Annotated in this window: 24 protein-coding genes; 12 read left to right on the forward strand and 12 right to left on the reverse strand. The window is 71.9% G+C overall.

Annotated elements, in window-relative coordinates; all coding sequences use genetic code 11:
- The first annotated feature begins 135 nt into the window (after window positions 1–135).
- Window positions 136–1,083 carry a mycothiol synthase gene (gene mshD, locus C3489_RS17410; RefSeq protein ID WP_103782751.1) on the forward strand — a complete coding sequence of 316 codons (948 nt, stop codon included), beginning with the start codon at window positions 136–138 and terminating at the stop codon, window positions 1,081–1,083.
- A gap of 24 nt (window positions 1,084–1,107) precedes the next feature.
- Here mshD and C3489_RS17415 read toward each other — a convergent pair whose 3' ends face one another.
- From C3489_RS17415 to C3489_RS17435, 5 genes are read right to left on the reverse strand one after another with little or no spacing between them, the layout of a single operon-like run.
- Window positions 1,108–1,797: an ABC transporter gene (locus tag C3489_RS17415; protein ID WP_258054745.1), complete on the reverse strand. Its 690-nt coding sequence runs from the start codon at window positions 1,795–1,797 to the stop codon at window positions 1,108–1,110.
- Entirely contained in the window at window positions 1,787–3,337 is a 1,551-nt protein-coding gene (locus C3489_RS17420) for an ABC transporter permease (RefSeq protein WP_103782752.1), read from the reverse strand. The genes C3489_RS17415 and C3489_RS17420 overlap by 11 nt, the downstream gene beginning before the upstream one ends.
- Window positions 3,334–4,194, reverse strand: coding sequence for an ABC transporter ATP-binding protein (locus C3489_RS17425; RefSeq protein WP_103782753.1), 861 nt, complete (start codon window positions 4,192–4,194; stop codon window positions 3,334–3,336). The genes C3489_RS17420 and C3489_RS17425 overlap by 4 nt, the downstream gene beginning before the upstream one ends.
- Window positions 4,191–5,033 carry a hypothetical protein gene (locus C3489_RS17430; protein ID WP_103782754.1) on the reverse strand — a complete coding sequence of 281 codons (843 nt, stop codon included), beginning with the start codon at window positions 5,031–5,033 and terminating at the stop codon, window positions 4,191–4,193. The genes C3489_RS17425 and C3489_RS17430 overlap by 4 nt, the downstream gene beginning before the upstream one ends.
- A complete protein-coding gene (locus C3489_RS17435) occupies window positions 5,030–5,572 on the reverse strand; it encodes an RNA polymerase sigma factor (protein WP_103782755.1) in 543 nt (180 codons plus the stop codon). Before C3489_RS17435 ends, C3489_RS17430 begins: the two co-directional genes overlap by 4 nt.
- Window positions 5,573–5,700: 128 nt before the next feature.
- Between C3489_RS17435 and C3489_RS17440 the strand changes: the two genes are divergently transcribed.
- The 8 genes from C3489_RS17440 to pstB all read left to right on the forward strand — a co-directional run bounded on the left by C3489_RS17440 (window position 5,701) and on the right by pstB (window position 15,025).
- Entirely contained in the window at window positions 5,701–5,919 is a 219-nt protein-coding gene (locus C3489_RS17440) for a hypothetical protein (protein WP_103782756.1), read from the forward strand.
- Window positions 5,920–6,536: 617 nt separating this feature from the next.
- A complete protein-coding gene (locus C3489_RS17445; RefSeq protein WP_103782757.1) occupies window positions 6,537–8,873 on the forward strand; it encodes an RNA degradosome polyphosphate kinase in 2,337 nt (778 codons plus the stop codon).
- Window positions 8,854–10,056: a CHAD domain-containing protein gene (locus C3489_RS17450; RefSeq protein ID WP_103782758.1), complete on the forward strand. Its 1,203-nt coding sequence runs from the start codon at window positions 8,854–8,856 to the stop codon at window positions 10,054–10,056. Before C3489_RS17445 ends, C3489_RS17450 begins: the two co-directional genes overlap by 20 nt.
- 156 nt (window positions 10,057–10,212) lie before the next feature.
- The gene (locus C3489_RS17455; RefSeq protein WP_103782759.1) at window positions 10,213–10,623 is read left to right on the forward strand and encodes an NUDIX hydrolase; all 411 of its coding nucleotides are present in this window, start codon (window positions 10,213–10,215) and stop codon (window positions 10,621–10,623) included.
- Between the two features lie 245 nt (window positions 10,624–10,868).
- Window positions 10,869–11,999, forward strand: a complete 1,131-nt coding sequence (pstS, locus tag C3489_RS17460) for a phosphate ABC transporter substrate-binding protein PstS (protein ID WP_258054746.1) — start codon at window positions 10,869–10,871, stop codon at window positions 11,997–11,999.
- Between the two features lie 134 nt (window positions 12,000–12,133).
- Window positions 12,134–13,141: a phosphate ABC transporter permease subunit PstC gene (gene pstC / locus C3489_RS17465; RefSeq protein WP_103782760.1), complete on the forward strand. Its 1,008-nt coding sequence runs from the start codon at window positions 12,134–12,136 to the stop codon at window positions 13,139–13,141.
- Entirely contained in the window at window positions 13,138–14,205 is a 1,068-nt protein-coding gene (gene pstA, locus C3489_RS17470) for a phosphate ABC transporter permease PstA (protein WP_103782761.1), read from the forward strand. Before pstC ends, pstA begins: the two co-directional genes overlap by 4 nt.
- 43 nt (window positions 14,206–14,248) lie before the next feature.
- Window positions 14,249–15,025, forward strand: coding sequence for a phosphate ABC transporter ATP-binding protein PstB (gene pstB / locus C3489_RS17475; RefSeq protein ID WP_103782762.1), 777 nt, complete (start codon window positions 14,249–14,251; stop codon window positions 15,023–15,025).
- Between the two features lie 158 nt (window positions 15,026–15,183).
- On the opposite strand, the gene C3489_RS17480 is transcribed toward pstB, so the two are convergent.
- Both C3489_RS17480 and C3489_RS17485 read right to left on the reverse strand, forming a co-directional pair.
- Window positions 15,184–16,182: an inorganic phosphate transporter gene (locus tag C3489_RS17480; RefSeq protein ID WP_103782763.1), complete on the reverse strand. Its 999-nt coding sequence runs from the start codon at window positions 16,180–16,182 to the stop codon at window positions 15,184–15,186.
- A gap of 7 nt (window positions 16,183–16,189) precedes the next feature.
- Window positions 16,190–16,810, reverse strand: a complete 621-nt coding sequence (locus C3489_RS17485; RefSeq protein ID WP_103782764.1) for a DUF47 domain-containing protein — start codon at window positions 16,808–16,810, stop codon at window positions 16,190–16,192.
- A gap of 245 nt (window positions 16,811–17,055) precedes the next feature.
- On the opposite strand from C3489_RS17485, the gene C3489_RS17490 reads away from it, so the two are divergent.
- Complete coding sequence (locus C3489_RS17490) at window positions 17,056–17,412, forward strand: metal-sensitive transcriptional regulator (RefSeq protein WP_103782765.1); 357 nt, start codon at window positions 17,056–17,058, stop codon at window positions 17,410–17,412.
- 20 nt (window positions 17,413–17,432) lie between these two features.
- Here C3489_RS17490 and C3489_RS38715 read toward each other — a convergent pair whose 3' ends face one another.
- Window positions 17,433–17,600 carry a hypothetical protein gene (locus C3489_RS38715; protein ID WP_181139716.1) on the reverse strand — a complete coding sequence of 56 codons (168 nt, stop codon included), beginning with the start codon at window positions 17,598–17,600 and terminating at the stop codon, window positions 17,433–17,435.
- A gap of 77 nt (window positions 17,601–17,677) precedes the next feature.
- Window positions 17,678–18,529, reverse strand: a complete 852-nt coding sequence (locus C3489_RS17495) for a hypothetical protein (RefSeq protein WP_103782766.1) — start codon at window positions 18,527–18,529, stop codon at window positions 17,678–17,680.
- A gap of 143 nt (window positions 18,530–18,672) precedes the next feature.
- On the opposite strand from C3489_RS17495, the gene C3489_RS38720 reads away from it, so the two are divergent.
- On the forward strand, window positions 18,673–18,834 hold the full coding sequence (locus tag C3489_RS38720; RefSeq protein WP_181139717.1) for a hypothetical protein: 162 nt from the start codon (window positions 18,673–18,675) through the stop codon (window positions 18,832–18,834).
- A gap of 270 nt (window positions 18,835–19,104) precedes the next feature.
- Complete coding sequence (locus C3489_RS17500) at window positions 19,105–20,652, forward strand: FAD-binding oxidoreductase (protein ID WP_103782767.1); 1,548 nt, start codon at window positions 19,105–19,107, stop codon at window positions 20,650–20,652.
- 7 nt (window positions 20,653–20,659) lie between these two features.
- On the opposite strand, the gene C3489_RS17505 is transcribed toward C3489_RS17500, so the two are convergent.
- From C3489_RS17505 to C3489_RS17515, 3 genes are all read right to left on the reverse strand, one after another.
- On the reverse strand, window positions 20,660–21,367 hold the full coding sequence (locus C3489_RS17505; RefSeq protein WP_103782768.1) for a phosphatase PAP2 family protein: 708 nt from the start codon (window positions 21,365–21,367) through the stop codon (window positions 20,660–20,662).
- A 229-nt stretch (window positions 21,368–21,596) separates the two neighbouring features.
- The gene (locus C3489_RS17510) at window positions 21,597–22,604 is read right to left on the reverse strand and encodes a bifunctional lytic transglycosylase/C40 family peptidase (protein WP_103782769.1); all 1,008 of its coding nucleotides are present in this window, start codon (window positions 22,602–22,604) and stop codon (window positions 21,597–21,599) included.
- A gap of 36 nt (window positions 22,605–22,640) precedes the next feature.
- Complete coding sequence (locus C3489_RS17515; protein WP_103782770.1) at window positions 22,641–24,377, reverse strand: serine/threonine-protein kinase; 1,737 nt, start codon at window positions 24,375–24,377, stop codon at window positions 22,641–22,643.
- Between the last annotated feature and the right edge of the window lie 4 nt (window positions 24,378–24,381).

A 24,381-nucleotide genomic window follows, 5' to 3' on the forward strand; every position in this document is an offset into this window, starting at 1 on the left:
CGGCGGTGGCCACGCCCGGGCGCAGCCTAGGGTCAACGCGCGTAGCGCGACAGGGGGTTCGGGGTTACATCCTGGTTTCCCTTCGTCCTCGCCGTTGTCCCCACTTTGCGGGCCGCTCCCCTTACCCTCGTACGCATGACCAGCGACGACACCGCACGGCTTCCCGGCGCCCGATCCATCGAGACCTACGCCGCGCTCTCCCCGGAGCAGACCGAGGCCGTCCTCGGCCTGCTCGCGGAGGCCGCCCGCAACGACGGCCAGCAGGCGGTGTCCGAGCAGGGCCGGCTCCAGCTGCGCGACGGCGAGCGCGCGGGCGTGTCCCATCTGCTGCTGACCGTCGGCGACGAACTCGTCGGTTACGCCCAGCTGGAGGACACGGACCCGGTCGAGGCGCCGGCCGCCGAGCTGGTCGTGCACCCCGCCCACCGCGGCCACGGACACGGGCGGGCGCTCGGTTCGGCCCTGCTCGCCGCCTCCGGGAAGCGGCTGCGGGTGTGGGCGCACGGCGGTCACTCCGCCGCCCGGCACCTCGCGCAGGTCCTCGGGCTGACCCTGTTCCGCGAACTGCGGCAGATGCGCCGCCCGCTCACCGACCTCGACCTGCCCGACCCGGTGCTGCCGCAGGGTGTCACCGTGCGCAGCTTCGTGCCCGGCCAGGACGACGCCGCCTGGCTCGCCGTCAACGCCGCCTCCTTCGCCCACCATCCGGAGCAGGGCTCCCTCACCCAGCGCGACCTCGACGCCCGCAAGGCCGAGCCTTGGTTCGACCCGGCCGGCTTCTTCCTCGCCGAGCGGGAGCGTGCCGGGGCCGAGGGGGGGCGCGAACTCATCGGCTTCCACTGGACGAAGGTCCACGCCGAGGAACAGCTCGGTGAGGTCTACGTCCTCGGTGTCGCCCCCGGCGCCCAGGGCGGCGGCCTCGGCAAGGCCCTGACGGTGATCGGCCTGCGCCACCTGGCGGCCCAGGGCCTGCCGACGGCGATGCTGTACGTCGACGCCGACAACAAGGCCGCCGTGTCCGTCTACGAGCGGATGGGCTTCACCACGTACGAGGCGGACCTGATGTACCGGACGGAGACCTGAGCGCGGGCGGTCCCGGGCGCTCGGTCACGCGCCCGACGGTCTGAGCCGAGGGCGCCGGCGGCCCCGCAGCGGTTCCCGTATCGACGTCCCCCACGCCGCCACCGCCACCGCCAGCAGCAGGGCCCAGCGGTCGTGGGCGTCGGCCCAGTGCGGGCTGTCGCGCGGCACGAAGAGGCCCCAGCGGTCGGGCAGCAGTGCGGTGAGCAGGGTCAGGGAGAGGAGCCCGACCGCGGCTGTCCTGCCCGGTTCCGGCTCCGGTGTGCGGTGGATCGCGGTTGCCGCCAGGGCGAGGGCGCCCAGCGCCAGGGTGAGGGCCTCCAGGCTGACCTCCGGCAGGGGAGGCCGCGCGTCGGCCGGGACGAGCAGCAGGGCCGCCGCCCACCACAGCGCCGCGAGCGGGGCGATCAGCGCCAGCCGCAGGCAGGACCGCAGCGCACGCCCCGTGGGGACGGTCTCCGTGGTGTGCCGGGCCGGGTCGTCCAGCAGGAACGCCAGGCCGAGCGCCCCGCACACGGCGGCCGCACGCAGGGACGTCAGGGCGAGCCAGGGGTCGGCGGGGCCGCCGGACAGCAGGCGCGGGAGCGTGGCCGTCAGCAGGCCAAGGGCGGCGCCGGCCACCAGCGGGGCCCGGGGCAGGGCACGGGCGGTGGCCGTCAGCAGGGTGCCGAGGGCTCCACACCGGCCGGAGGGGGCGTCTGCGGCATCAGGAGTCACAGGAATCACCCTCTTCCCCGTGCGCCGGGGCCGGTACGCCCAGCAGCTGGGCGACCCGTGCCAGGGACGTCCTCGGCGAGGTCAGCTCGGCCCAGTGGGCCTTCACGGACGCCGCGACACCGGCGCGCGGCCTGGTCAGCAGCTCGCGTACGACGTCCGTCTGCGCGGCGCTCATCGACACCGGCTCGGTGGGTGCCAGGGCGATGGCGGAGCCCACGGTGGAGTCGTCGAGCCGTACGTCGCGCAGCGCGGTCATCGGGTCCGGCTGGGCGGCCAGCGCCAGCCACATCACGGTCACTGTGCGGGCGTCGCACAGCCGGCCGGCGGACTTCTCGTCCCCGGCGACCAGCACCGAGGCGACACCGACGGCGAACTCGGGCACGCGGTTGCCGCCCCAGCGCGTGCCGACGGTCACCTGGCCGGGGCCGGTCAGCGGGGTGAGCGCGGAGTCCGACGTCAGGCCGTACCGGGCGTCGATGCGCTGGCGGACGGTCAGTCTGCGGTGCTCGGCGGCGCCGCCGGCGAGCTGCTGGACGCGGTCGGTCTCGGCGGCCCAGTCGGCGGTCCGGCCGGTCCACTCCGGGAACGCGCAGTACACGTTCGTGCCGTGCGGCACGCACCGCTGCTCCTTCTCCGGGTGGAGCGAGGCCGTCGTACGGGCCGAGAGCAGCGCCTGCGGATCGGTGGCCGACTGGCCGGCGATGCCCGCAGCCGTGGCGGCCACGGCGAGGGCGGTGACCGCACCCAGCGACCTGGTGCGCAGCCCGCTGCGGAACACCGCGGCGCACAGCAGCACCACGGTCAGCCCGAGCAGGTACAGGGCGTGCCAGCCGGCCGGGCGGCCCAGCAGATCGGACGGGACCGGGTCGCCGCCGCTCTCGGACACGACCGGGGAGAGCCAGTTCGTGCCGTCGGGGTCCGAGCCGTCCGACGCGACGGCGACCAGGGTCACGAAGGCGTACAGGCCGATGACGAACAGCGGTGCGGGGAAGGAGGAGCGCACCAGCCGCGCGAGCAGCACACCGAGCACGCCGGCCAGCAGCACCGACAGCGGGCCCACCGCGAGTTCGGCGACCGAGCCGTGTCCGACCGCGCCGGGCTGCAGCGCGGCCACGGCGTACTCGGCGGTGACGACGAGCGCGACGACGGCCGCGATCGGCACGACGGACAGGGCGTGTGCGAGGATGCGCTGCCAGGGCGGCACCGGCAGTGTGTCGAAGTGCCGGTCCGTACCGTGCCGGTGGGAGCGCAGCGCGGCCCGGTTGACGCACAGGAACACCGCTATGGCGACCAGCAGCGGCCCGGTCTGGCCGGCCCGGTCGACGTCCTGGAGCACCGGGTAGTCGTCCATGCCGTCGCGGTGGAAGGCCATCTGCCAGGCGGTGTAGCCGGTGTACAGCAGCAGGAAGACGAACACCGGGACGTACAGCAGCAGTTCGCGCGCCTCGAAGCGGGCGAGGGTGAGCAGCACGGCCAAGGGGCGCGCGGTGCGCTCGGGTTCGGTGACCGCGGGCGCGGCCGGTGTGATCGTCGCGCTCATGCCGCCACCTCCGTGGCCCGGTCGTCCAGGGTGAGCAGGTAGCCGTCCTCCAGGGTCGGTTCGAGCAGGTCGGCACCCTCGGGCGGGTCGCCGATGTTGCGGTAGGTGCCGGTGCCGGTGCGCCAGCCGGCGCGGGCGCCGGGGTCGCGGCCGGCACTGCTCCACACCCGGCCGGCCGCCCGCGCGGTCAGCTCGGCGGGGCTGCCCTCGAAGCGGACGCGTCCGCCGGCCAGGACGATCACCCGGTGGCACAGCATCGCCACGTCCTCGGTCTGGTGGGTGGACAGCAGCACGGTCCGCCCCTCACCGGCCTGCGCGATCAGCTCGCGGAACCGCATGCGCTGCTCCGGGTCGAGGCCGACGGTGGGCTCGTCCAGCACCAGGAAGCCCGGGTCGCCGACGAGGGCGGCGGCCAGGGCGACGCGCTGCCGCATCCCGCCGGACAGCCTCTTCATGCGCCGGCCGCGCACATCGGACAGATCGACGGCGTCGAGGACCCGGCGCACCTCGCGGTGGCGGGCGCCGCGGTCGGTGTGCTCCTTGAGGATCGCGACGTAGTCGACGAACTCGAAGGCCGTGAAGTCGGGGTGGAAGCCCGGGTTCTGCGGCAGGTAGCCCAGTTCGCGGCGCAGTCTCTGCCGGCCGGCGGTGGTGGCCGGGTCGTGGCCGAGGGCGGTGAAGGAGCCCTGGTCGGCGGGGACCGCGGTGGCCAGCACCCGCAGCAGGGTGGTCTTGCCGGCGCCGTTGGGTCCGAGCAGTCCGGTGACGCCGGGGGCGAGCCGCAGCGAGACGTCCTCCAGGGCGCGCGTACCGCCGTAGCGGAGGGTCAGCCCGGAGGCGGTGACGGTGGTGGTCATGCGGCACTCCCGTGGGTGGTGAACGGCGCGTGCGCCGAGGTGGTGTCGAAGCGGTCGCGCAGCCGCACCAGCAGCCAGCCGGCCGCGGCGGCGACCAGGGCGGCCGCGAGCTGGCCGAGGACCGTGAAGGGGGCGAGCGTGCCGTGGGTCATCGCCTTGGCCACGGCGAGCACGGCGACCCATACGCCGCCGACCAGCGCGGGGGCGAGCACCGGTCCGAGCCGCGGGGTCAGGGCGAGCCCGGTCGTGGTCAGGGCGAGCGCGGGCAGCAGCCAGGCCAGGGCCCGCATCCCGTACCCCGGCAGGGCGAGCGTGGCGACGCCGTTGAGCACGAGGCTGCCGGACAGCACGGCGACCGTGCGGATCATCAGCAGCCGGAAGCTGTGCAGCGGAGCCACGACGGCCATCTCGTACGTCGGGTCCAGGACGGGGCCGTACGACAGCGCGACCGCGGCCAGCGGCAGCAGCGGTGCGAGGGCGAGGAACAGGGCGAGCGAACCGGCGGCGTGCACCATCAGCACCGTCGCCGCCAGCACGAACACCAGGGCCAGCAGCCAGGAGCGGCGCAGCACCGGGGTCGCGGCGAGCAGCCGGGCGGTGTGGTCGGCCACCCCGCACCGGGTCAGCAGCCGCTCGCTGAGCCCGGGCCGCGGCGCGTCCAGCTCGGCGTCCAGCCGCTCCCAGCCCAGGTCGAGGGCGGTGGGCTCGGTGACCCGCGCGAGCCGGGCGCGGCACTCGGCGCACGCCGTCAGGTGCGCGTCGGCCGACCACAGCAGCGGCGGCTCCAGCTCGCCGCGCGCATATCCGCGCAGGTCCTCCTCGGCCACATGCCACGTCATGCCAGCGCCTCCCGCAGTTGCTTGCGGGCGCGCATCGCCCGCGTCTTGACCGTGCCGGGCGGAATGCCGAGCACGACGGCCGCCTCCCGGGTGCTGAGCCCGTCGATGACCGTGGCCTGCAGCACGGCGCGCAGTTCGGGCGACAGCCTTATGAGCGCACCCGCGAGATCCCCGTGCTCCACCCCCGCGAGCACGCGCTCCTCGGCGGACACCTCGTCCCGGTGGCGCAGGCGGGCGAGCGCCTGCCGCAGCCGGCCGCGCGCGCCGTCCCGGCGCAGCGCGTCGACCAGGCGCCGCGCGCCGATCCGCCACAGCCACCCGGCGACGTCGCCCTCCTGGCGATAGCGGGCGCTGCCCCGCCACACCGCGAGGAACGTCTCCTGTACGACGTCGTCGACTATCCCGGCGTCGGCGCAGCGGCTGCGCATGCGCGCGGTCAGCCACGGCGCGTACCGCCGGTACAGCTCCTCGAAGGCGTGACGGTCCCCGTCTGCCGCGATGGCCCGCAGCAGCTCCCCGTCGCTTCTCGTTTCGCTCACGTCTCCTCATCGGACGAGCCCCACCGATCGGTTCACGGAACCCGGCGGCGACTTTTCCCCGCCTTCCCCGGCCGGCCGGACCGGAGTGGTCGAGTACCGCATCGACCGGCACAGCGGCGTCGCCACCTGTGTGGCCGACACGGACCCGGGCCACGGCGCAGCCCGTCGACCTCCCCGAGCACGCATGGGAACTCTCCGGCGGACGGAACGCGGACGGCTACTACGTCGTCTTCCACCCCGAGTCTCACTACTGGCCGCTTCAGCTCGTGGAGTGCGGCATCGTCCTGGCCCTGGCCGCGACGGCGACCGCGACCGCCTTCACGCTGCTGCGCCGCCGCACGGCCTGAGCCTCCGACGTGTACGTCCCTTCTTTCGGGGGGAGGGACGTGCACGTCTTCTTTTGCGGGGCCCGGGGCGAGCTGCAGAGCCCGGCGCCAGGAGGTGCCCGGTGTTGCGGCTGGCCGGGGGTGGGTGCGCTCCCCGGCGCTGGCGGGGTGCCTCCCCCAAGCTCTTCGAGCAGGGGGGACCCCCAGCGCCCACCCGTGCCGCCCTGGGGGCACCTCCCAGGCCCTTAAGGCACTGGGGGAGGCACGACTGCCCGCAGCTACGGAGTGGGAGAGCCCCCGACGGCGAGAAGGGGCCGGGGTGGGGGGTGTCCGCCCGCAGCGGCCGGCACCGCCAACCCTCACCGCGTCGGAGACAGTGGGTCGGACCGAGGACGGATACCCCCCACCCCGGCCCCGACCCACCCACCGGCAGAAGGCGCTACCTCAGCCGACCACCGGACGGTAACGGGCCGCCGCAGGCATTCAAGGGGCGCGGGGAACTGCGCGACCAGCCACCACGCGCCCGCAGACGAGAACCGGCCCGGCGCCGCAGGCACCCGCACACGAACAACCCCCCGCTTCCCCACACGTCACGTCCCCGTAACCATCGATTCAGACGAGCTTGCGACGCTCGGCCAATGAAGCCCGCCCTGCCAGAGCCTCAGCACCCCCCGGAGGGTCCCGCGCGCCCCCTCTCCGACGCGCTCATGAGCCTGCAAGCGCGGAACAATGGGTTCATGAGCCAGTCTGAGACGCAGGAAAAGCTCCAGCCCACCCAGCCTTCCGTGGGCTCCATCGCCGCGCACCGCCCGCACACGGTGTCCGCCCCGGTCTCCGACCTCGATCCCGACCTCGACGCCGACCTGGACGCCTACGACGAGACCCAGGACGGCCAGGCCGACGGAACGCTCCCGCAGGGCCGCTTCCTGGACCGCGAACGCAGCTGGCTCGCCTTCAACGAGCGGGTCCTGGAGCTGGCCGAGGACCCGGACACCCCGCTCCTGGAACGCGCGAACTTCCTCGCCATCTTCGCGAGCAACCTCGACGAGTTCTTCATGGTCCGCGTCGCCGGCCTGAAGCGCCGTATCGCCACCGGCGTCGCCACCCGCTCCGCCTCCGGCCTCCAGCCCCGCGAGGTGCTGGAGATGATCTGGGCCCGCTCCCGCGAGCTCATGGCGAGGCACGCCGCGTGCTTCCACGAGGACGTCGCGCCGGCCCTCGCCGAGGAGGGCATCCACCTGGTCCGCTGGAGCGAGCTGGCGGAGAAGGAGCAGGCCCGCCTGTTCACGCTCTTCCGGCACCAGATCTTCCCTGTCCTCACCCCCCTCGCGGTCGACCCCGCGCACCCCTTCCCGTACATCTCGGGCCTGAGCCTCAACCTCGCGGTCGTCGTCCGCAACCCGGTCAGCGGCCACCGACACTTCGCCCGCGTCAAGGTCCCCCCGCTGCTGTCCCGCTTCCTGGAGGCCTCCCCCGGCCGCTACGTCCCCATCGAGGACGTCATCGCCGCCCACCTGGAGGAGCTGTTCCCGGGCATGGAGGTGCTGGAGCACCACGCCTTCCGCCTCACCCGCAACGAGGACCTCGAAGTGGAGGAGGACGACGCCGAGAACCTCCTCCAGGCCCTCGAAAAGGAACTCATGCGGCGCCGCTTCGGCCCGCCCGTCCGCCTGGAGGTGGAGGAGTCCATCGACCGCGAGGTCCTGGACCTCCTGGTCCGCGAGCTGAAGATCTCCGAGGCGGAGGTCTACCCGCTGCCCGGCCCCCTGGACCTCACCGGCCTCTTCCGCATCCACAGCCTGGACCGCCCGGAGCTGAAGTACCCGAAGTTCGTCGCCGGCACCCACCGCGACCTCGCCGAGGTCGAGTCGGCCTCGGCCCCCGACATCTTCGCGGCGCTGCGCCAGCGCGACGTCCTGCTGCACCACCCCTACGACAGCTTCTCCACCTCCGTGCAGGCGTTCCTGGAGCAGGCCGCCCAGGACCCGGACGTCCTGGCGATCAAGCAGACGCTGTACCGCACCTCGGGCGACTCCCCGATAGTGGACGCCCTCATCGACGCCGCCGAGTCCGGCAAGCAGGTCCTCGTCCTGGTCGAGATCAAGGCCCGCTTCGACGAGCACGCCAACATCAAGTGGGCGCGCAAGCTGGAGGAGGCCGGCTGCCACGTCGTCTACGGCCTGGTCGGACTCAAGACGCACTGCAAGCTGTCCCTCGTCGTCCGCCAGGAGGGCGAGACGCTGCGCCGCTACAGCCACGTCGGCACGGGCAACTACCACCCCAAGACCGCCCGCCTCTACGAGGACCTCGGCCTGCTCACCGCGGACCCGCAGGTCGGCGCGGACCTCTCCGACCTGTTCAACCGCCTCTCCGGCTACTCCCGGCGCGAGACCTACCGCCGTCTGCTCGTCGCCCCCAAGTCCCTGCGCGACGGCCTGGTCTCCCGGATCAACAAGGAGACCCAGCACCACCGTGCCGGACGTCCCGCCTCCGTCCGTATCAAGGTCAACTCGATGGTCGACGAGGCCGTCATCGACGCGCTCTACCACGCCTCCCAGGCCGGCGTGCCCGTCGACGTGTGGGTGCGCGGCATCTGCGCGCTGCGCCCGGGCGTGGCCGGCCTGTCGGAGAACATCCGTGTCCGCTCGATACTCGGCCGCTTCCTGGAACACTCCCGTGTCTTCGCCTTCGGCAACGGCGGCGAGCCGGAGGTGTGGATCGGCAGCGCGGACATGATGCACCGCAACCTCGACCGCCGTATCGAGGCCCTGGTCCGGGTCGTCGACCCCGCTCACCGGGCCGCGCTGAACCGGCTGTTGGAGACCGGCATGGCCGACACCACCGCCTCCTGGCATCTGGGCCCGGACGGCGAGTGGACCCGGCACGCGACCGACGCGGACGGTCAACCCCTGCGCAACGTCCAGGAGATGCTCATAGACGCCCGGAGGCGCCGGCGTGGCACAGCAACACCATGACCTGACGGACCCCACCGCCGCGCCGGTGACGGGGGACGCTCTGGCGGAGTACCTCCGCGCCCAGGCAACCCAGTTCCTGCGGGCGCTGCGCCTGCACCGCGAGACCGGCGGGTCGGCGAACGGCGCGAAGGCCGCCGCACCACCGGCCGCACCCCTGGACGCGGCGCGCGCCCTGCGCCGCTCGGCCCGGCGCATCAGCGGCAGCCTGCACACGTTCCGCCCGGTCCTGGACGCCGACTGGTCGGAGGAGATGCGCCCCGAACTGGCCTGGGTCTCCGGCACGCTGGCCCTGGAGCACGCCTACGCGGCCCGTCTGGAACGACTGCTGGCGGCGCTGCACCGGCTCTCGGGCGCGGCTGCGCTGCCCACGCAGGGGGTCGGCACCCACCAGACGGCCGGCACCCGTCAGACGACAGGCACCGACCAGACGCCCGGCACGCACCAGACGCCCGGCACCCGTCAGACGGCAGGCACCCCCCAGTCGGCCGGAACCGGCAACGGCACCGGCACCGGCACCGGCACCCACCAGACGAGCACGGCCACGGCCGACCGTGGCCAACTCACCGTGGGCGCCGCCAAGGCAGGCGCCCTCCTGGACCGGCAGCTGACCCTGGCCCGGACCCGGGCGCACTCCACGGCCCTGCAGGCCCTCGGCTCCTCCCGCTTCCACGCGATCGCCGACAAGGTCGCCGTCCTGGCCAGCGAGGTCCCGATCGTCTCCCCGGCGACCGACCTGCGCCCGCTGGCCGCGGCGGCGCGGGAGCGGCTGACCGACGCGGTGACGGCGCTGCCGCTGCTCACGGCGGGCAACCCGTACAACGCCGAGGCGCTGGTGCACGGCCTGTCGCCCGACCCGCCCGCCCCGCATCCGCAGGACGCCCCCTGGCACCAGGTCCGCCTGCTGCTGCGCCTGCACCGCTACGCCCAGGAGGTCCTGCTCGGCGGCGACGGCGACTCCGCCCCGCTGAACGTCCGGCTGCTGCAGGCCGGCCAGGCGCTGGACCGGCACCGGGACGCCTCGGAGGCGGCGGCCGCGGCGGCCCAGGCGGCACGTACCCCGCGGATCGCCCCGGCGACGGCGTACGCGCTCGGTGTGCTGCACGCCGACCAGCGGCACGAGGTGGAGGCGGCCCGGTACGCGTTCCAGCGCACCTGGGTGAAGGAAGCCGTAGGTCTCCCGTAAGGGCACCAGCCGAAACCCAGGACTCCCGTAAGGAGCACCAGCCGAAACCAGCGCGAGAAGCACGAGCCGAAACCAGCGTGAGAAGCACGAGCCGAAACCAGCGCGAGAAGCACCAGGCCGAAGCAAGCCGTAGATCTCCCGTAAGGAGCACCAGGCATGCACCCTCCCGTCCTGGCCGCCGGCTGCGTCCTGTGGCGCCGTTCCCCGCTCGACGGCGCGCTGGAGCTGTGCCTGGTCCACCGCCCCAAGTACGACGACCTCTCCTTCCCGAAGGGCAAGCTCAAGCCGGGCGAGGAGGCGCTGGCCGGCGCCCTGCGCGAAACCCTTGAGGAGACGGGGCACACCGCCGCCCCCGGCACCGAGCTGCCCACGCAGCACTACCTGGCGAACGGCCGCCGCAAGCAGGTCCGCTACTGGGCGGCCGAGGCCACCGGGGGCGCCTTCACCCCCTCCGACGAGGTCGACCGCATCCTGTGGCTGCCCCCGGCGGCGGCCCGCGCGCGCCTCACCCAGCCGAGGGACCGGGCCCTGGTGGACGCGCTGCTCCAGGCGCTGCGGCTGGCATAGTCGGACCGGTTCATCCGGGATCGGGCCGTGTCCTCGACGTAAGCGTTCCGTGACCTAACCACACCGTCCCGAGGGGTTCACCTCGCGTTCATTTACGCCCTTCGGCGGCTTCACCTGATCTGCCTAATTTCGGCCTTACCCGGTGCGGACGCGATCTGGGGGGACGCGTCCGCCGAACCCAGACTTCGCAGCCATCACGCACGCCGCCGGATCAGGACGGCGGCTCCTGGAAGGAATTTCCTCAAGTGAAGCTTCAGCGCATGAACCGGCGGGCCCTCGCCCTCGGCGCACTCGCCGTCTCCGGCGCCCTGGCCCTCACGGCGTGCGGCTCGGACGACACGGGCAGCAAGTCGAGCGGCGGTGGGGCCTCGACGTCCGCGGCGGCCGGCAACATCAAGTGCGACGACGCCAAGGGCCAGCTGCAGGCATCGGGCTCCACGGCGCAGAAGAACGCGATCGACGCCTGGGTGAAGCAGTTCACGCAGGCCTGCTCGGGCGTGCAGGTCAACTACAACCCGACGGGTTCCGGCGCCGGTATCACCGCGTTCCTGCAGGGCCAGACCGCCTTCGCCGGCTCGGACTCCGCGCTCAAGCCCGAGCAGGTCACCGAGTCCAAGAAGGTCTGCTCCGGCGGCCAGGCCATCGACCTGCCCATGGTCGGCGGCCCGATCGCCCTCGGCTACAACGTGCCGGGCGTGGACAACCTCGTCCTGGACGCCACCACGATCGCCAAGATCTTCGACGGCAAGATCACCAACTGGAACGACAAGGCCATCGCGGCGCTCAATCCGAACGCCAAGCTGCCCGACCTCAAGATCCAGGCGTTCCACCGCTCGGACGAGTCCGGCACCACCGACAACTTCACCAAGTACCTGATCAGCCAGGCCAAGGCCGACTGGCCGTACTCCGGCGGCAAGGCCTGGCAGGCCAAGGGCGGCCAGGCGGCGCAGGGCTCCTCCGGCCTGGCCGCGCAGGTCAAGCAGACCTCCGGCGCGATCTCGTACTTCGAGCTCTCCTACGCCGCCGACGGCATCAAGACCGTCGACCTGAAGACCGCCGCCCCCGAGCCGGCCAAGGCCACCGCGGAGAACGCCTCCAAGGCGATCGCCTCCGCCAAGGTCGTGGGCACCGGCCAGGACCTGGCGCTCAAGCTGAACTACAACCCCACCGAGGCCGGCGCCTACCCGCTGACCCTGGTCACGTACGAGATCGTCTGCGACAAGGGCAACAAGTCCGACACCCTCGCCGGCACCAAGGCGTTCCTGCGCTACACCGCCTCCGAGGACGGCCAGAAGGTCCTGTCCGACAACTCCTACGCCCCCATCCCCGCCGAGATCATCTCCAAGGTCCGCACCACCATCGAGGGCCTGAGCTAAGCGAGTGTGCGGCCCGGTTCCCGTCCAGGACCGGGCCGCACCGTCCGGTGCACCGCCGCCCGGGGCCGTCCCACGCGACACGACCCCACCGAGCCGCCCGTCATCCCGCGCGGCTCCGCAGACCGGAGAACCCGATGAACATATCGACGCAGACCACTGACGCACCTCCCCCCACGCCCGAGCGCCCCGCCGCCCAGACCAAGCGCGCGGCCCGCGGCGCCACCCGCCCCGGTGACCGGATCTTCCTCGGCCTCTCCCGCGGGTCCGGCATCTTCCTGCTGGTGATCATGGCCGCCATCGCGGTCTTCCTCACCTACCGCGCGTCCATCGCGATCAGCAAGGACGACGGCAACTTCCTCACCACGTTCGACTGGAACACCAACGTCAACCCGCCGGTCTTCGGCATCGCGGTGCTGGCCTTCGGCACGGTGGTCTCCTCGATCATCGCCATGGCCCTCGCGGTCCCGGTCGCGGTGGGCATCGCGCTGTTCCTCACCCACTACGCGCCGCGCCGCCTGAGGGGCCCCATCGCGTACGTGATCGACCTGCTCGCCGCGGTGCCGTCCATCGTGTACGGCCTGTGGGGCGCGCTGATCCTGGTCCCGCACCTGGGCGGCCTGTACAGCTGGCTGGACGACTACCTGGGCTGGACCGGCATCTTCTCCTGGCAGGGCGGCGCCGCGCGCTCCCTGCTCACCGTGGGCATCCTGCTCGCGATCATGATCCTGCCGATCATCACCAACGTCAGCCGTGAGGTCTTCCGGCAGACCCCGCTGATGCACCAGGAGGCGGCCCTCGCCCTCGGTGCCACGCGCTGGGAGGTCATCCGGATGTCGGTGCTGCCGTTCGGCCGCTCCGGCGTGATCTCCGCCTCGATGCTCGGCCTCGGCCGCGCGCTCGGCGAGACGATGGCCGTGGCCACGGTCCTGTCCCCGACCTTCGAGATCAAGGCCAGCCTGCTCGACCCGGGCGGCGGCACCTTCGCCCAGAACATCGCCAGCAAGTTCAGCGAGGCCACCGAGCTGGGCCAGGACGCGCTGATCGCCTCCGGTCTGGTCCTGTTCGTGATCACCCTGCTGGTCAACGGCGCGGCGCGCATGATCATCAACCGCCGCAAGGAGTACTCGGGGGCCAACGCATGAGCACCGCAGCCGTCGTCACCGACAAGCGCCGCAGCTCGCTGCAGGGCGCCCGCCTGCCGAAGTGGTCGCCGTGGGCGTTCGCGGCCGGCTCGCTGGCCGTCGCCGTGGGCATCGGCCTGGCCGCCGGCCTGGACAGCAAGGTCCAGTGGGGCCTGATCGCCGCGATCCTGTTCGTGCTGAGCACCTTCACCGTCTCGGCCCGCGTCGAGGGCCGCCGCCAGGCCAAGGACCGCATCGCGACCGCGCTGGTCTGGGTGTGCTTCCTGCTCGCCGTGGTCCCGCTGGCGTCCCTGATCTGGGCGACCGTCGTGCGCGGCATCAAGGTCCTGGACGTCTACTTCCTGACCCACTCGATGGGCGTGATCGGCGACTCCGAGCCCGGTGGCGGCATCTACCACGCCATCCTCGGCACCCTGGAGCAGGTGGGCCTGGCCTCCCTGATCTCCGTGCCGGTCGGTGTCCTCACCGCGATCTACCTGGTCGAGTACGGACGCGGCAAGCTCGCCACGGCCGTCACCTTCTTCGTCGACGTCATGACGGGCATCCCGTCCATCGTCGCCGGCCTGTTCGTCCTCAGCTTCTGGATCCTCATCCTGGACATGGGCTACTCCGGCTTCGCCGGGGCGCTCGCGCTGTCGATCCTGATGATGCCCGTGGTCGTGCGCTCCACCGAGGAGATGCTCAAGCTCGTCCCGAACGAGCTGCGCGAGGCGTCCCTCGCCCTGGGCGTGCCCAAGTGGCGCACCATCCTGAAGGTGGTCCTGCCGACGTCGATCGGCGGCATCACCACCGGTGTGATGCTCGCCATCGCCCGTATCACCGGTGAGACCGCCCCGGTGCTGCTGCTGGTGTGGAAGACCAGCTTCATCAACGGCAACCCGTTCCAGGACCCGCAGGCGTCGCTGCCGCTGTACATCTACCAGCAGTACGCGAACAGCTCCGGCGCCAACGCGGCCTACGACCGTGCCTGGGCGGCGGCGCTCACCCTGATCGCCTTCGTGATGATCCTCAACCTGGTGGCCCGCGGCATCGCCCGCTGGAAGGCCCCGAAGACCGGTCGCTGACGCGGCCATCAAGCGACCGAAGAATGACGGAAGTGAAGTAGTCATGGCCAAGCGAATCGACGTCAGCGGACTGTCCGCCTACTACGGCTCCCACCGCGCGATCGAGGACATCTCGATGACCATCGAGCCCCGCTCGGTGACCGCGTTCATCGGCCCGTCGGGCTGCGGCAAGTCGACGTTCCTGCGCACCCTGAACCGTATGCACGAGGTCACCCCGGGCGGCCGCGTCGAGGGCAAGGTGATGCTCGACGACGAGGACCTGTACGGCAACGGGGTCGACCCGGTCGCGGTGCGCCGCGAGGTCGGCATGGTCTTCCAGCGCCCGAACCCCTTCCCCACCATGTCGATCTTCGACAACGTGGCGGCGGGCCTGCGCCTGAACGGCAACTACAAGAAGAGCGAGCTGAGCGACATCGTCGAGAAGTCGCTGAGGGGCGCGAACCTCTGGAACGAGGTAAAGGACCGCCTGAACAAGCCCGGCTCGGGCCTGTCCGGCGGCCAGCAGCAGCGTCTGTGCATCGCCCGCGCGATCGCGGTCGAGCCGAAGGTGCTGCTGATGGACGAGCCCTGCTCGGCCCTGGACCCGATCTCCACGCTCGCCATCGAGGACCTGATCGGCGAGCTGAAGGAGCGCTTCACGATCGTCATCGTGACGCACAACATGCAGCAGGCCGCCCGTGTCTCGGACCGCACCGCCTTCTTCAACCTGGCGGCGGTCGGCCAGCCCGGCCGGCTGATCGAGATCGACGACACGGAGCGGATCTTCTCCAACCCGTCGGTCCAGGCGACCGAGGACTACATCTCCGGCCGCTTCGGCTGAGCCGCCGTCGCGGACGCGCCCGGCTGCGGCCGGGCCGCCGCCCAAGCCCCTCGCGGTGCTGCATGGCGGTGCCACCGCGAGGCACCAAAAGGGCCCGCCCCCTGGCTCCCGGGGGGCGGGCCCGCTGGCGTGTACGGCGCTGTCGACCGGCCTTCGTCCTACAGGACGGCCAGCTGCACGATGTAGAACACGGCGGCCGCGACGAGTCCTGCGGCCGGCATGGTGATGAACCAGCCGAGCACGATGTTCTTGGCGACGCCCCAGCGCACCGCGTTCACCCGCTTCGTGGCGCCCACACCCATGATCGCCGAGGTGATGACGTGGGTGGTGGAGATCGGCGCCTTGAAGATGAAGGCGGTGGTGAACATGATCGACGCACCGGTCGCCTCCGCCGCGAACCCCTGCGGCGGGTCCAGCTCGATGATCTTGCGGCCCAGCGTGCGCATGATCCGCCAGCCACCGGCGTAGGTGCCCAGGGACAGCATCACGGCGCAGACGAGCTTCACCCAGACCGGGATCGGGTCGCCGAACGTCTCGTGGCCGGAAATGACCAGTGCCAGCACCACGACACCCATCGTCTTCTGGGCGTCCTGCAGGCCGTGACCGAGGGCCATGCCGGCGGCCGAGACGGTCTGGGCGATACGGAAGCCGCGCTTGGCCTTGTGCGGGTTGGCCCGCCGGAACAGCCACATGATCGCCGTCATGACCAGGTAGCCGGCCACCAGGCCGACGACCGGCGACAGGAACATCGGGATGACGATCTTGTCGAGGACGCCGTTCCACAGCACCTCGGTGCCGCCCGCGAGCGCCGCGCCCACCATGCCGCCGAACAGGGCGTGGGAGGAGGAGGACGGCAGCCCGTAGTACCAGGTGGCCAGGTTCCAGACGATCGCGCCGACCAGCGCCGAGAAGAGGATGGCCATCCCCGTGGAGCCGCTCGGCGTCTCGATCAGGCCCTCGCTGACGGTCTTGGCGACGCCCGACCCCAGGAAGGCACCGGCGAGGTTCATCACCGCGGCCATCGCCAGCGCCGCCCGCGGGGTGAGCGCGCGGGTGGAGACCGAGGTGGCGATCGCGTTCGCGGAGTCGTGGAAGCCGTTGGTGTACGTGAAGAAGAGCGCGACCGCGATGGTCACGACCAGGGCGAAGGTGTCCATGGAGGGGTCAGGACTCCTTGACGGCGATGGTCTCCACCGTGTTCGCCACGTGCTCGAAGGCGTCCGCCGCCTCCTCCAGCACATCCACGATCTGCTTGAGCTTGAGCACCTCGATCGCGTCGTACTTGCCGTTGAAGAGGTGGGCGAGCAGCTTGCGGTGGATCTGGTCGGCCTGGTTTTCGAGGCGGTTGACCTCGATCCAGTACTCGGTCAGGTTCTGCATCGTCCGCAGGTTCGGCATGGCCTCGGCGGTGAGCTCCGCGGCCCGCGCGAGCACCTCGATCTGCTGCTCGACACCCTTGGGGAGTTCCTCGACGTTGTAGAGGACGACGAGGTCGACGGCCTCCTCCATGAAGTCCATGATGTCGTCGAGGGACGAGGCGAGGGAGTAGATGTCCTCGCGGTCGAACGGCGTGATGAACGAGGAGTTCAGCTGGTGGAAGATCGCGTGCGTCGCGTCGTCGCCCGCGTGTTCCGCGGCCCGCATACGCTCTGCGATCTCGGCCCGGGCGGAAGCGTCCGCCCCGAGCAGTTCCATCAGGAGTTTCGAGCCGGTGACGATGTTGTCCGCGGACGCGGCGAACATGTCGTAGAAGCTCGTCTCCCTGGGGGTCAGACGAAAGCGCACGTGGGGTCCTCGGGATGCATCGGTTTCGGTCAGGCTGATGCTAGGCGCATCATCCGGCCACGGCTAACGGGCCGCCACCCAGTGTCGCCCATCGGGAAGACTGGTCGGCACGGGGGCGTCGGGGGCCGCATCGTGGGCCGCATCCCCTTCTACCCGGCAAACTTCGCTACCATATACCCACCAGGGGTATATAGCCGTAATCTGGACACGGGTCGGCACACTGTTGAGCACACCGGGAGGACGCGATGACGACCACCGAGGCCGGCGCGGGGGCGCCCTCCGCAGCGGAGACGGACGTGGTCACCGACCACGACCACGGCATCCACGGGTACCACCACCAGAAGTCCGAACACCTCAAGCGCCTGCGCCGCATCGAGGGCCAGATCCGGGGCCTGCAGCGGATGGTCGACGAGGATGTGTACTGCATCGACATACTCACGCAGGTCTCCGCCTCCACCAAGGCCCTGCAGTCCTTCGCGCTGCAGCTGCTGGAGGAGCACCTGCGGCACTGCGTGGCCGACGCGGCCGTCAAGGGCGGCGACGAGATCGAGGCGAAGGTGAAGGAGGCCACACAGGCCATCGCCCGCATGATGCGCACCTGAGCCGGCGCGGTGCGGGGCGCTCACCCCTCGCGGGCGTCCCGCTCCTCGGCCACGCGCAGCACCTCGTCGATGCTCTCCATGCTGAGCCGCTCCCGGGCGGCCGAGGCGGCGATGATCAGCTCGCAGCACAGCTCTATCTCGGCGAGCGCCACATGGTCCTGTACCGCCGTACCGCCGACCGGAGCCACGAGCCTCACCTCATCTCTGCCGTCACCGGCTTCCTAGAGTAGGGAGCGGCCCATGGCCCGCGCATGGCACGGACGGGCTAGTCCTCGGCGATCCGCCCGGCGTAGATGTCCCCGCTCCTCGGCAGGCGTACGGCGACGGGGGCCCCGAAGTCGTACAGCAGCGTCGTCGAGGCCACCGCCACGGCGTCCTTCTTCTGCCCGTTGACGAAACCGAACCGGTGCCGGATCTTGCGGATGCGGCCGGCGTCGTCGAGATAGACGTCGAACGGCACCAGCGCGGTGGCGAACCCTTTCGCCGCCGCCCCCAGCGCGGCCCGCCCGGCAGGCGCGGACGCGCGCCGCGCGGCCACGGCGAGATCCGCGGTCCCCCGGTAGTGCCGCACCGGAGTCCCCGCGACCTCCGTCCGCCCCACGAACGTGGCGCTCCGCGTCCCGCGCAGCACCTCGGCCGCCGCGTACGGATCGGTCGCTCCGCCGGTGACGAGGTTGCCGTCGGAGACCTGGGCGGTCTCCACCCGCACCCACTTGTCGGCGGGCACCCCGGCGCCCCGGTTCTTCATGAACAACGCCCCGGGCGCGAGCAGCTCGGTGATGGGCCGGTGCTCGCTGCTCCCGGCCGGATCCTGCGGCAGCACCACCCGCAACTCCCCCAGCCGGCGCCGGAAGTCGTACACGCCCTCCCCGCGGATCGTCACACGGGTGCCGCCGGTCGCCATCTCCATGGCCGTACGCGCCTTGGAAGTCCCGGCCGCGGCCAGCCGGTCGGCGGACTGCCGCAACATCCCCACCACGTCGTCCGCACCACGCGCGTCCTCGGCGGCGGCCCCGCTGCCGGAACACCCGGCGGCACCGGCACACACGCCCACCATGACCCCGGCCGTGGCGAGTGCCCCGCCAGTGCGCCGCCAGTGCTGCCGCAGCTGTGCCATCGCCTGCCTACCCCCAGCCGGTACGTCCGTCACGGGCCGCCTGTCGTTCCGGTTAACGACGGGTAGGTGCGGCCGTCACGCCCCCGGGGCCGGGTCGGCGACCACCTAACAGCCCGTTAACCTTCCCCGGCTACCGTGTTCACGTGACCCAGCAGGACGGTCCCCCAGAGCCGCAGCACCGCACGACCACCGTGGAACAGGGCCGCTTCTGCCTGGCCCGCTGCACCTGCGGCTGGCGAGGCCCGGCCCGCAGAGCCAGAAGCCAGGCCCGCACGGACGCGGAATCCCACGCGAACTCGACGTAGTCACCACCACGACGGCGCGGCACCCGCGCACGGCGCCCTGACCACCGGCCGAGGCGCTGCACCAGCCGCCCACCGGACGGCAACGGGCCGCCGCAGGCATTTCAGGGGCGCAGGGAACTGCGCGACCAGCCACGACGCAACGGCAACGGGCCGCCGCAGGCACCCGCGAGCAACCCCCACCCAGCCGCAGACGAATGCAAGGCGCATGGAACCCCACGCACCCCCACCCCGTCCCCACCCACAGAACCCCACGGGACGGAGACCCAGAACATGGACCGGCGCACCTTCCTCGGCGGCACAGCGGCAGCCACGGTCACCGCACTGACCACGGCCGCCTGCACCCACGCCGCACAACCGGACGCGACCCCCCGGTCCACCCTCCCCCCGCTGAAGACCACCTCCGCCTCCACCTCCGCCACCCTCACCGCCCTGGCCCGCGACCTCGACGGCCAACTGATCCGCCCCGGCGACGCCACCTGGCAGACCGCCCGCCAGCTCTACAACACCCGCTTCGACACCCTGAAGCCCACCGCCGTCGCCTACGCCGCCCACGCCGACGACATCCGCACCACCCTCGCCTACGCCCGCGCCCACCGCCTCACCGTCGCGATCCGCAACGGCGGCCACTCCTACGCGGGCTGGTCCTCCGGCGACAACCGCCTGATCCTCGACGTCTCGAAACTGAACAAGATCCGCGCGTCCGGCACCACGGCAGTGGTGGGCGCCGGCGCCAAGCTGATCGACGTCTACCGCGCCCTGGCCGCGAAGGGCGCGACGATACCCGCCGGCTCCTGCCCCACCGTCGGCGTCTCCGGCCTCACGCTCGGCGGCGGCCACGGCGTGGTCTCCCGCGCCTACGGCCTGACCTGCGACAGCCTCACCGCAGCGACCCTGATCACCGCGGACGGCAAGCAGCTCACCGCCGACGCGAAGAACCACCCCGACCTGTTCTGGGCCCTGCGCGGCGCCGGCAACGGCAACTTCGGCGTCGTCACCGAGCTGCACTTCCGCACCCACCCCGCCCCGCAGGCCGTCACGGCGTACCTGAGCTGGCCGTGGTCGAAAGCGGCCGCCGTGGTGAAGGCGTGGCAGGAGTGGGGCCCGTCCCAGCCCGACGAGACCTGGTCGTCGCTGCACCTGGCGAACGACACCGGCGGCACCCCGACGGTCACCGTCTCCGCCTTCTCCCTCGGCACCTACGGCGAGCTGAAGAACGCCGTGGACCGCCTCGCGCACGCCGCCGGCGCCAACGCCACCAGCGTCTCGCTGCGCCGCCGCTCCTACGAGGAGGCGATGGAGATCTACGCCGGCTGCTCGGCGTTCGACGCCGACGCCCAGTGCCACCTGCCCGGCTCCACCCCGGGCCGCTCCCCGCAGGGCTCCCTGCACCGCGAGACGTACGCGGCCCGCTCGGACTTCTTCGACCGCTCGCTGTCACCGGCCGGCATCCAGACCCTCCTCGCGCAGATCAAGTCCGTCCGCGGCGGCACCGGCAGCTTCGCGCTGACCGCGCTCGGCGGTGCGGTCAACCGCGTCTCCCCGACCGCGACGGCGTTCGTGCACCGCCGCTCCCGCATGCTGGCCCAGTACATCGCGGCCTGGCGCGCGGGCACTTCCGGCACGGCGGCCCAGTCCTGGCTGACCACGGCGCACGGCGCGATGCGCCCCTACGCGTCGGGGGCGGCGTACCAGAACTACACCGATCCGTCCCTGAAGAACTGGCGCACGGCCTACTACGGCGACGCGGCGGCCCGGCTGGCGCAGGTGAAGAAGACGTACGACCCGAACCGCTTCTTCACCTTCCCGCAGGCTCTCTGACCGGGTCTCAGGCGGCCAGGTCCCGCTCCTCGGCGCCGGCCTCCTGTTCACTGCGCGCACCCGGAATCAGGGCCTCCTGGCCGTCGGCCGTACCCCGCCCGGACACGATCAGCCAGCCCGCCTTCGACCGCTCCACGGCCTTGGCGAGCGGCGTCAGCAGCGCCGTGGCGAGCGGGGACAGCAGCAGCGCCACGGCCGTACCGAGGGCGAAGCCGCCGATGACGTCGGTGGGGTAGTGCACGCCCATGTAGACGCGGCAGAACCCTTCGAGGAGGGCGAGCGCGATACCGACGAGCCCGAAGCGGCGGTTGGCGACGAACAGGGCGACGCCCATGGCCATGGTGAGGGTGGCGTGGTCGCTGACGAAGGAGAAGTCGTTCTTGCCGGAGACGAGGACGTCCAGCCCCTGATGGTCGTTGAAGGGCCGCGGCCGCTGGACGAACCCGCGGATCGGGACGTTGACGAGGACGGCGATGCCGGCCGCGAGGGGCGCCCACACCAGCGCGGCCACGGAGGAGGCGGCGTCCTGACCGCCCCGGCGCCGCACGGACCACCAGCACCACAGCACGAGCAGGACCATGGCGAGCAGCAGCCCGTACTCACCGACGAACTCCATGACCCGGTCGAACCAGTGCGGTGCGTCCTTGGCCAGGCCGTTGATGTCGTAGAGCAGGTCGACGTCGGGGTTCGACCCGGATTCGGCGAGTCCAGCCATCGTGCTGCGGCCCCTTCGTCGTTCTCCCGGACGCACCTCGTGTGCGCCGCTGCTGCCACCCCCGTGGTTGTAGATCCGGTCACGTCAGACGTCGTCGGTCGTCGGCTCGGCTACGCCAACAGGAACGCACGGCCCCTGTTGATACGTTCCACACTCCACCGAATGATCACGCAGACGTTATCGAAGAGAGACTCATCGCCGCAGCTCAGGGGGTGGGTTCACACACGGTTCACACAGAGGTGGGGAGCGCTTTCGCGCCATCTTCGGTGACCCGGGTGGCGCCGAAGTACTCCGAGGTGTCGATCGGGTCGAACCGGATCACGGCCCCCGTGCGGGGCGCGTCGATCATGTACCCGCCGCCGACGTAGATACCCACGTGGTGGATGGCCCGGGAGTCGCTGAGGTCGGTGGAGAAGAACACCAGGTCCCCCGGCAGCAGTTCGTCCCGCTTGGGGTGCGGCCCCGCGTTGTACTGGTCGTTGGCCACGCGCGGCAGCGTGATCCCCACACTCTCGTAGGCGGCCTGCGTGAGCCCCGAGCAGTCGAACCGTCCGCCCTGCTCAGCGGTGCCTTCCCCGCCCCACAGATAGGGCGTGCCGAGCTTCTTCTGCGCGAAGTAGATGGCACCGGCGGCCTGCTTCGACGGGTCGACGCGGCTGACGGGCGCGGCGAAGCTGTCCTCCAGCGTGGTGATCGTCTTCACGTAGTTCCGCGTCTCCTTGTACGGCGGAACGCCCCCGTACTTGATGACCGCGTACGCGCCCGCGTTGTAGGCGGCGAGCATGTTGTGCGTGGCGTTCCCGGGGACGTCCTTGACGTACTTGGCGAGTTCGCAGTCGTAGGAGGCGGCCGATGGAATCGCGTCATTCGGGTCCCAGATGTCGCGGTCGCCGTCCCCGTCGCCGTCCACGCCGTGCGTGGCCCAGGTGCCGGGGATGAACTGCGCTATCCCGAGCGCCTTCGCCGGGCTCTTGGCGTTCGGGTTGAACCCGCTCTCCTGGTACAGCTGGGCGGCGAGCAGGGCCGGGTTGAGGGCGGGGCACAGATTGCCCCACTTCTGCACCAGCGCCTGGTACGCGGCGGGCACCGCGCCCTTGGCCAGCGCCTTGCCGGCTCCGCCGACGCCGTTCATGAGGTTGCCGGCGATGACGTACACCCCGACGAAGAGCAGCAGCACGAAGCTCAGTCCGGCCGCGGCGGCGCCCCCCGCCCAGAGCCACGTCTTACGCACCGTCAACCTCCCCTCACCGCCTGCCGATCCGCCCGCGCCAGTTTAGGAGCTTCCCACCCGGAATCCGGTGCAACCGAAGCTCTGGTAGTCGGTGGGGCTGCTTTTGACGTGATACAGCACCACGGTCCAGTCACCGGGGTCGTTGGTGACCGGGATGGCGTTCCAGGTCCGGCCCTCGACGTGCTTGTGGAAGTCGTCCGGATAGGTCAGCTCGACGAAACCGCTGTCGTCACCGGCCCGGTAGGCGTCCACCGGCTTGCTCGTGTAGCCGATGTTCTTGCTCTCCATGAGGGTGTCGAACGGCCTGCCCGTGTCGGAGTCGATCTCGTGAGCCGGTTTCACGCCGACGGAGACGTAATAAGGGGCGGGCTTCTCGCTGAGCCAGCTCGCCTCCTTGAAACGGAAGGAGATCTTCACCTTCGTCCGGACCGTGGCGGACTCCGGGTCGACGGCGTCCCGCACACTGGTCTGGACGTCATAGGGCGGGCTTTCCGCCCCGATCAGCGTGCACTTGCCGATGCCGTGCGCGGCCTCGTCCGGGTCGTCGGACAGGAGCCAGTAGTCGCGCGAGATCCGGTTGTCCTCGATGTACGCGGGCGGCTTGCCCTGCGCGACGGGGCTCGCGGACGGCGCTGCGCCACCGCCGTGCGCCTGCTGCTCCTGCCCACCCCACGTCCTGACAGCCACCGCGGTCCCCGATCCCACCACCACGGCGACGGCCAGGGTCACGATCCAGGCCGTACGACGGCGGGCGGGCGGCCGCGCCGGTACGGCCGTCGGCCCGCTCAGCGCGAGGGTGGGGGCGTAGGCCGGCAGCGCTGTCGGCGTGTACCCCGGACCCACGGTCGGCTGGGACGCCACCGGCCGGGCCCCGTGCCCCGGCGGCACCAGCCCCGCCGCCACGGCCGCCGGCAGGTCCTGCGGGGCCGCCTCGCCCTGGCCGGCCAGCCGCGCGTAGTAGGGGTCCTCGGTCAGCGCGGACGTCACCGCGCAGCGCGCGATGATCTCGTCCAGGCCGGGGCGCCGGCCGGGGTCCTTGGCGACGCACTCCCCGATGAGCGCGGCCGGCGCGGGCTCCACACCGGCCAGGTCGATGTCCTCGTGCACCACGCGGTAGGAGACGGCGTGCCCGGCCCCGCCGCCGAAGGGGGCACGGCCGGTCACCGCGTGGGCGACCGTGGCGCCCAGCGCGAACACATCCGCCTCCGGGCCCACCTGTTCCCGCGTCAGCACCTCGGGCGCGGTGTACCCGGGCGTGCCCGGGGTCAGGCCGGTCCGGGTGAGCGCCGTGTCGGCCGCGCCCCGGGCGATGCCGAAGTCGATGAGCAGCGGGCCCCGCGGGGACAGGATGACGTTGTGCGGCTTGAGGTCCCGGTGCGTCACGCCGTACGCGTGCACGCTCGCCAGCGCCTCGGCCAGGGCGGCCAGCAGCCGCAGCGCGCTGCCGGCCGGAACGGGCCCGTGCTCGGCCACCGCCCGTGCCAGTGTCGGCCCCGCCACGTACTCCGTGGCCAGCCACAGCGGCGTCGAGTCCAGCGACGCGTCGATCAGGTTCGCCGTGTAGGCGCTGCGCACCGCCCGTACCGTCTCCACCTCGCGGCGGAAACGGGCGAGGGCCTCCGGATGGTCGGTGATCTCGTCGCGGATCACCTTGAGCGCGACCAGCCGGCCGCCGGGCGAGCGTCCGAGGTAGACCTGCCCCATCCCGCCCGCGCCGAGCCGCGCGAGCAACGTGTACGCGCCTATGTGCGCCGGGTCGTGAGCCTTGAGTGCGTCCACGGAC

Origin of the sequence: Streptomyces sp. Ru71 (assembly GCF_002920535.1) — a bacterium.
Taxonomy (GTDB): Bacteria; Actinomycetota; Actinomycetes; order Streptomycetales; family Streptomycetaceae; genus Streptomyces.

Excerpts from the sequence above, each read along its gene's own strand:
- C3489_RS17420 (WP_103782752.1), bottom strand. The coding sequence starts at position 3,337 with ATGAGCGCGACGATCACACCGGCCGCGCCCGCGGTCACCGAACCCGAG.
- C3489_RS17430 (WP_103782754.1), bottom strand. The coding sequence starts at position 5,033 with ATGACGTGGCATGTGGCCGAGGAGGACCTGCGCGGATATGCGCGCGGC.
- mshD (WP_103782751.1), top strand. The coding sequence starts at position 136 with ATGACCAGCGACGACACCGCACGGCTTCCCGGCGCCCGATCCATCGAG.
- C3489_RS17425 (WP_103782753.1), bottom strand. The coding sequence starts at position 4,194 with ATGACCACCACCGTCACCGCCTCCGGGCTGACCCTCCGCTACGGCGGT.
- C3489_RS17445 (WP_103782757.1), top strand. The coding sequence starts at position 6,537 with ATGAAGCCCGCCCTGCCAGAGCCTCAGCACCCCCCGGAGGGTCCCGCG.
- pstA (WP_103782761.1), top strand. The coding sequence starts at position 13,138 with ATGAGCACCGCAGCCGTCGTCACCGACAAGCGCCGCAGCTCGCTGCAG.
- C3489_RS17455 (WP_103782759.1), top strand. The coding sequence starts at position 10,213 with ATGCACCCTCCCGTCCTGGCCGCCGGCTGCGTCCTGTGGCGCCGTTCC.
- C3489_RS17480 (WP_103782763.1), bottom strand. The coding sequence starts at position 16,182 with ATGGACACCTTCGCCCTGGTCGTGACCATCGCGGTCGCGCTCTTCTTC.
- C3489_RS17500 (WP_103782767.1), top strand. The coding sequence starts at position 19,105 with ATGGACCGGCGCACCTTCCTCGGCGGCACAGCGGCAGCCACGGTCACC.
- C3489_RS17505 (WP_103782768.1), bottom strand. The coding sequence starts at position 21,367 with ATGGCTGGACTCGCCGAATCCGGGTCGAACCCCGACGTCGACCTGCTC.
- pstC (WP_103782760.1), top strand. The coding sequence starts at position 12,134 with ATGAACATATCGACGCAGACCACTGACGCACCTCCCCCCACGCCCGAG.
- C3489_RS17495 (WP_103782766.1), bottom strand. The coding sequence starts at position 18,529 with ATGGCACAGCTGCGGCAGCACTGGCGGCGCACTGGCGGGGCACTCGCC.
- pstB (WP_103782762.1), top strand. The coding sequence starts at position 14,249 with ATGGCCAAGCGAATCGACGTCAGCGGACTGTCCGCCTACTACGGCTCC.
- C3489_RS17490 (WP_103782765.1), top strand. The coding sequence starts at position 17,056 with ATGACGACCACCGAGGCCGGCGCGGGGGCGCCCTCCGCAGCGGAGACG.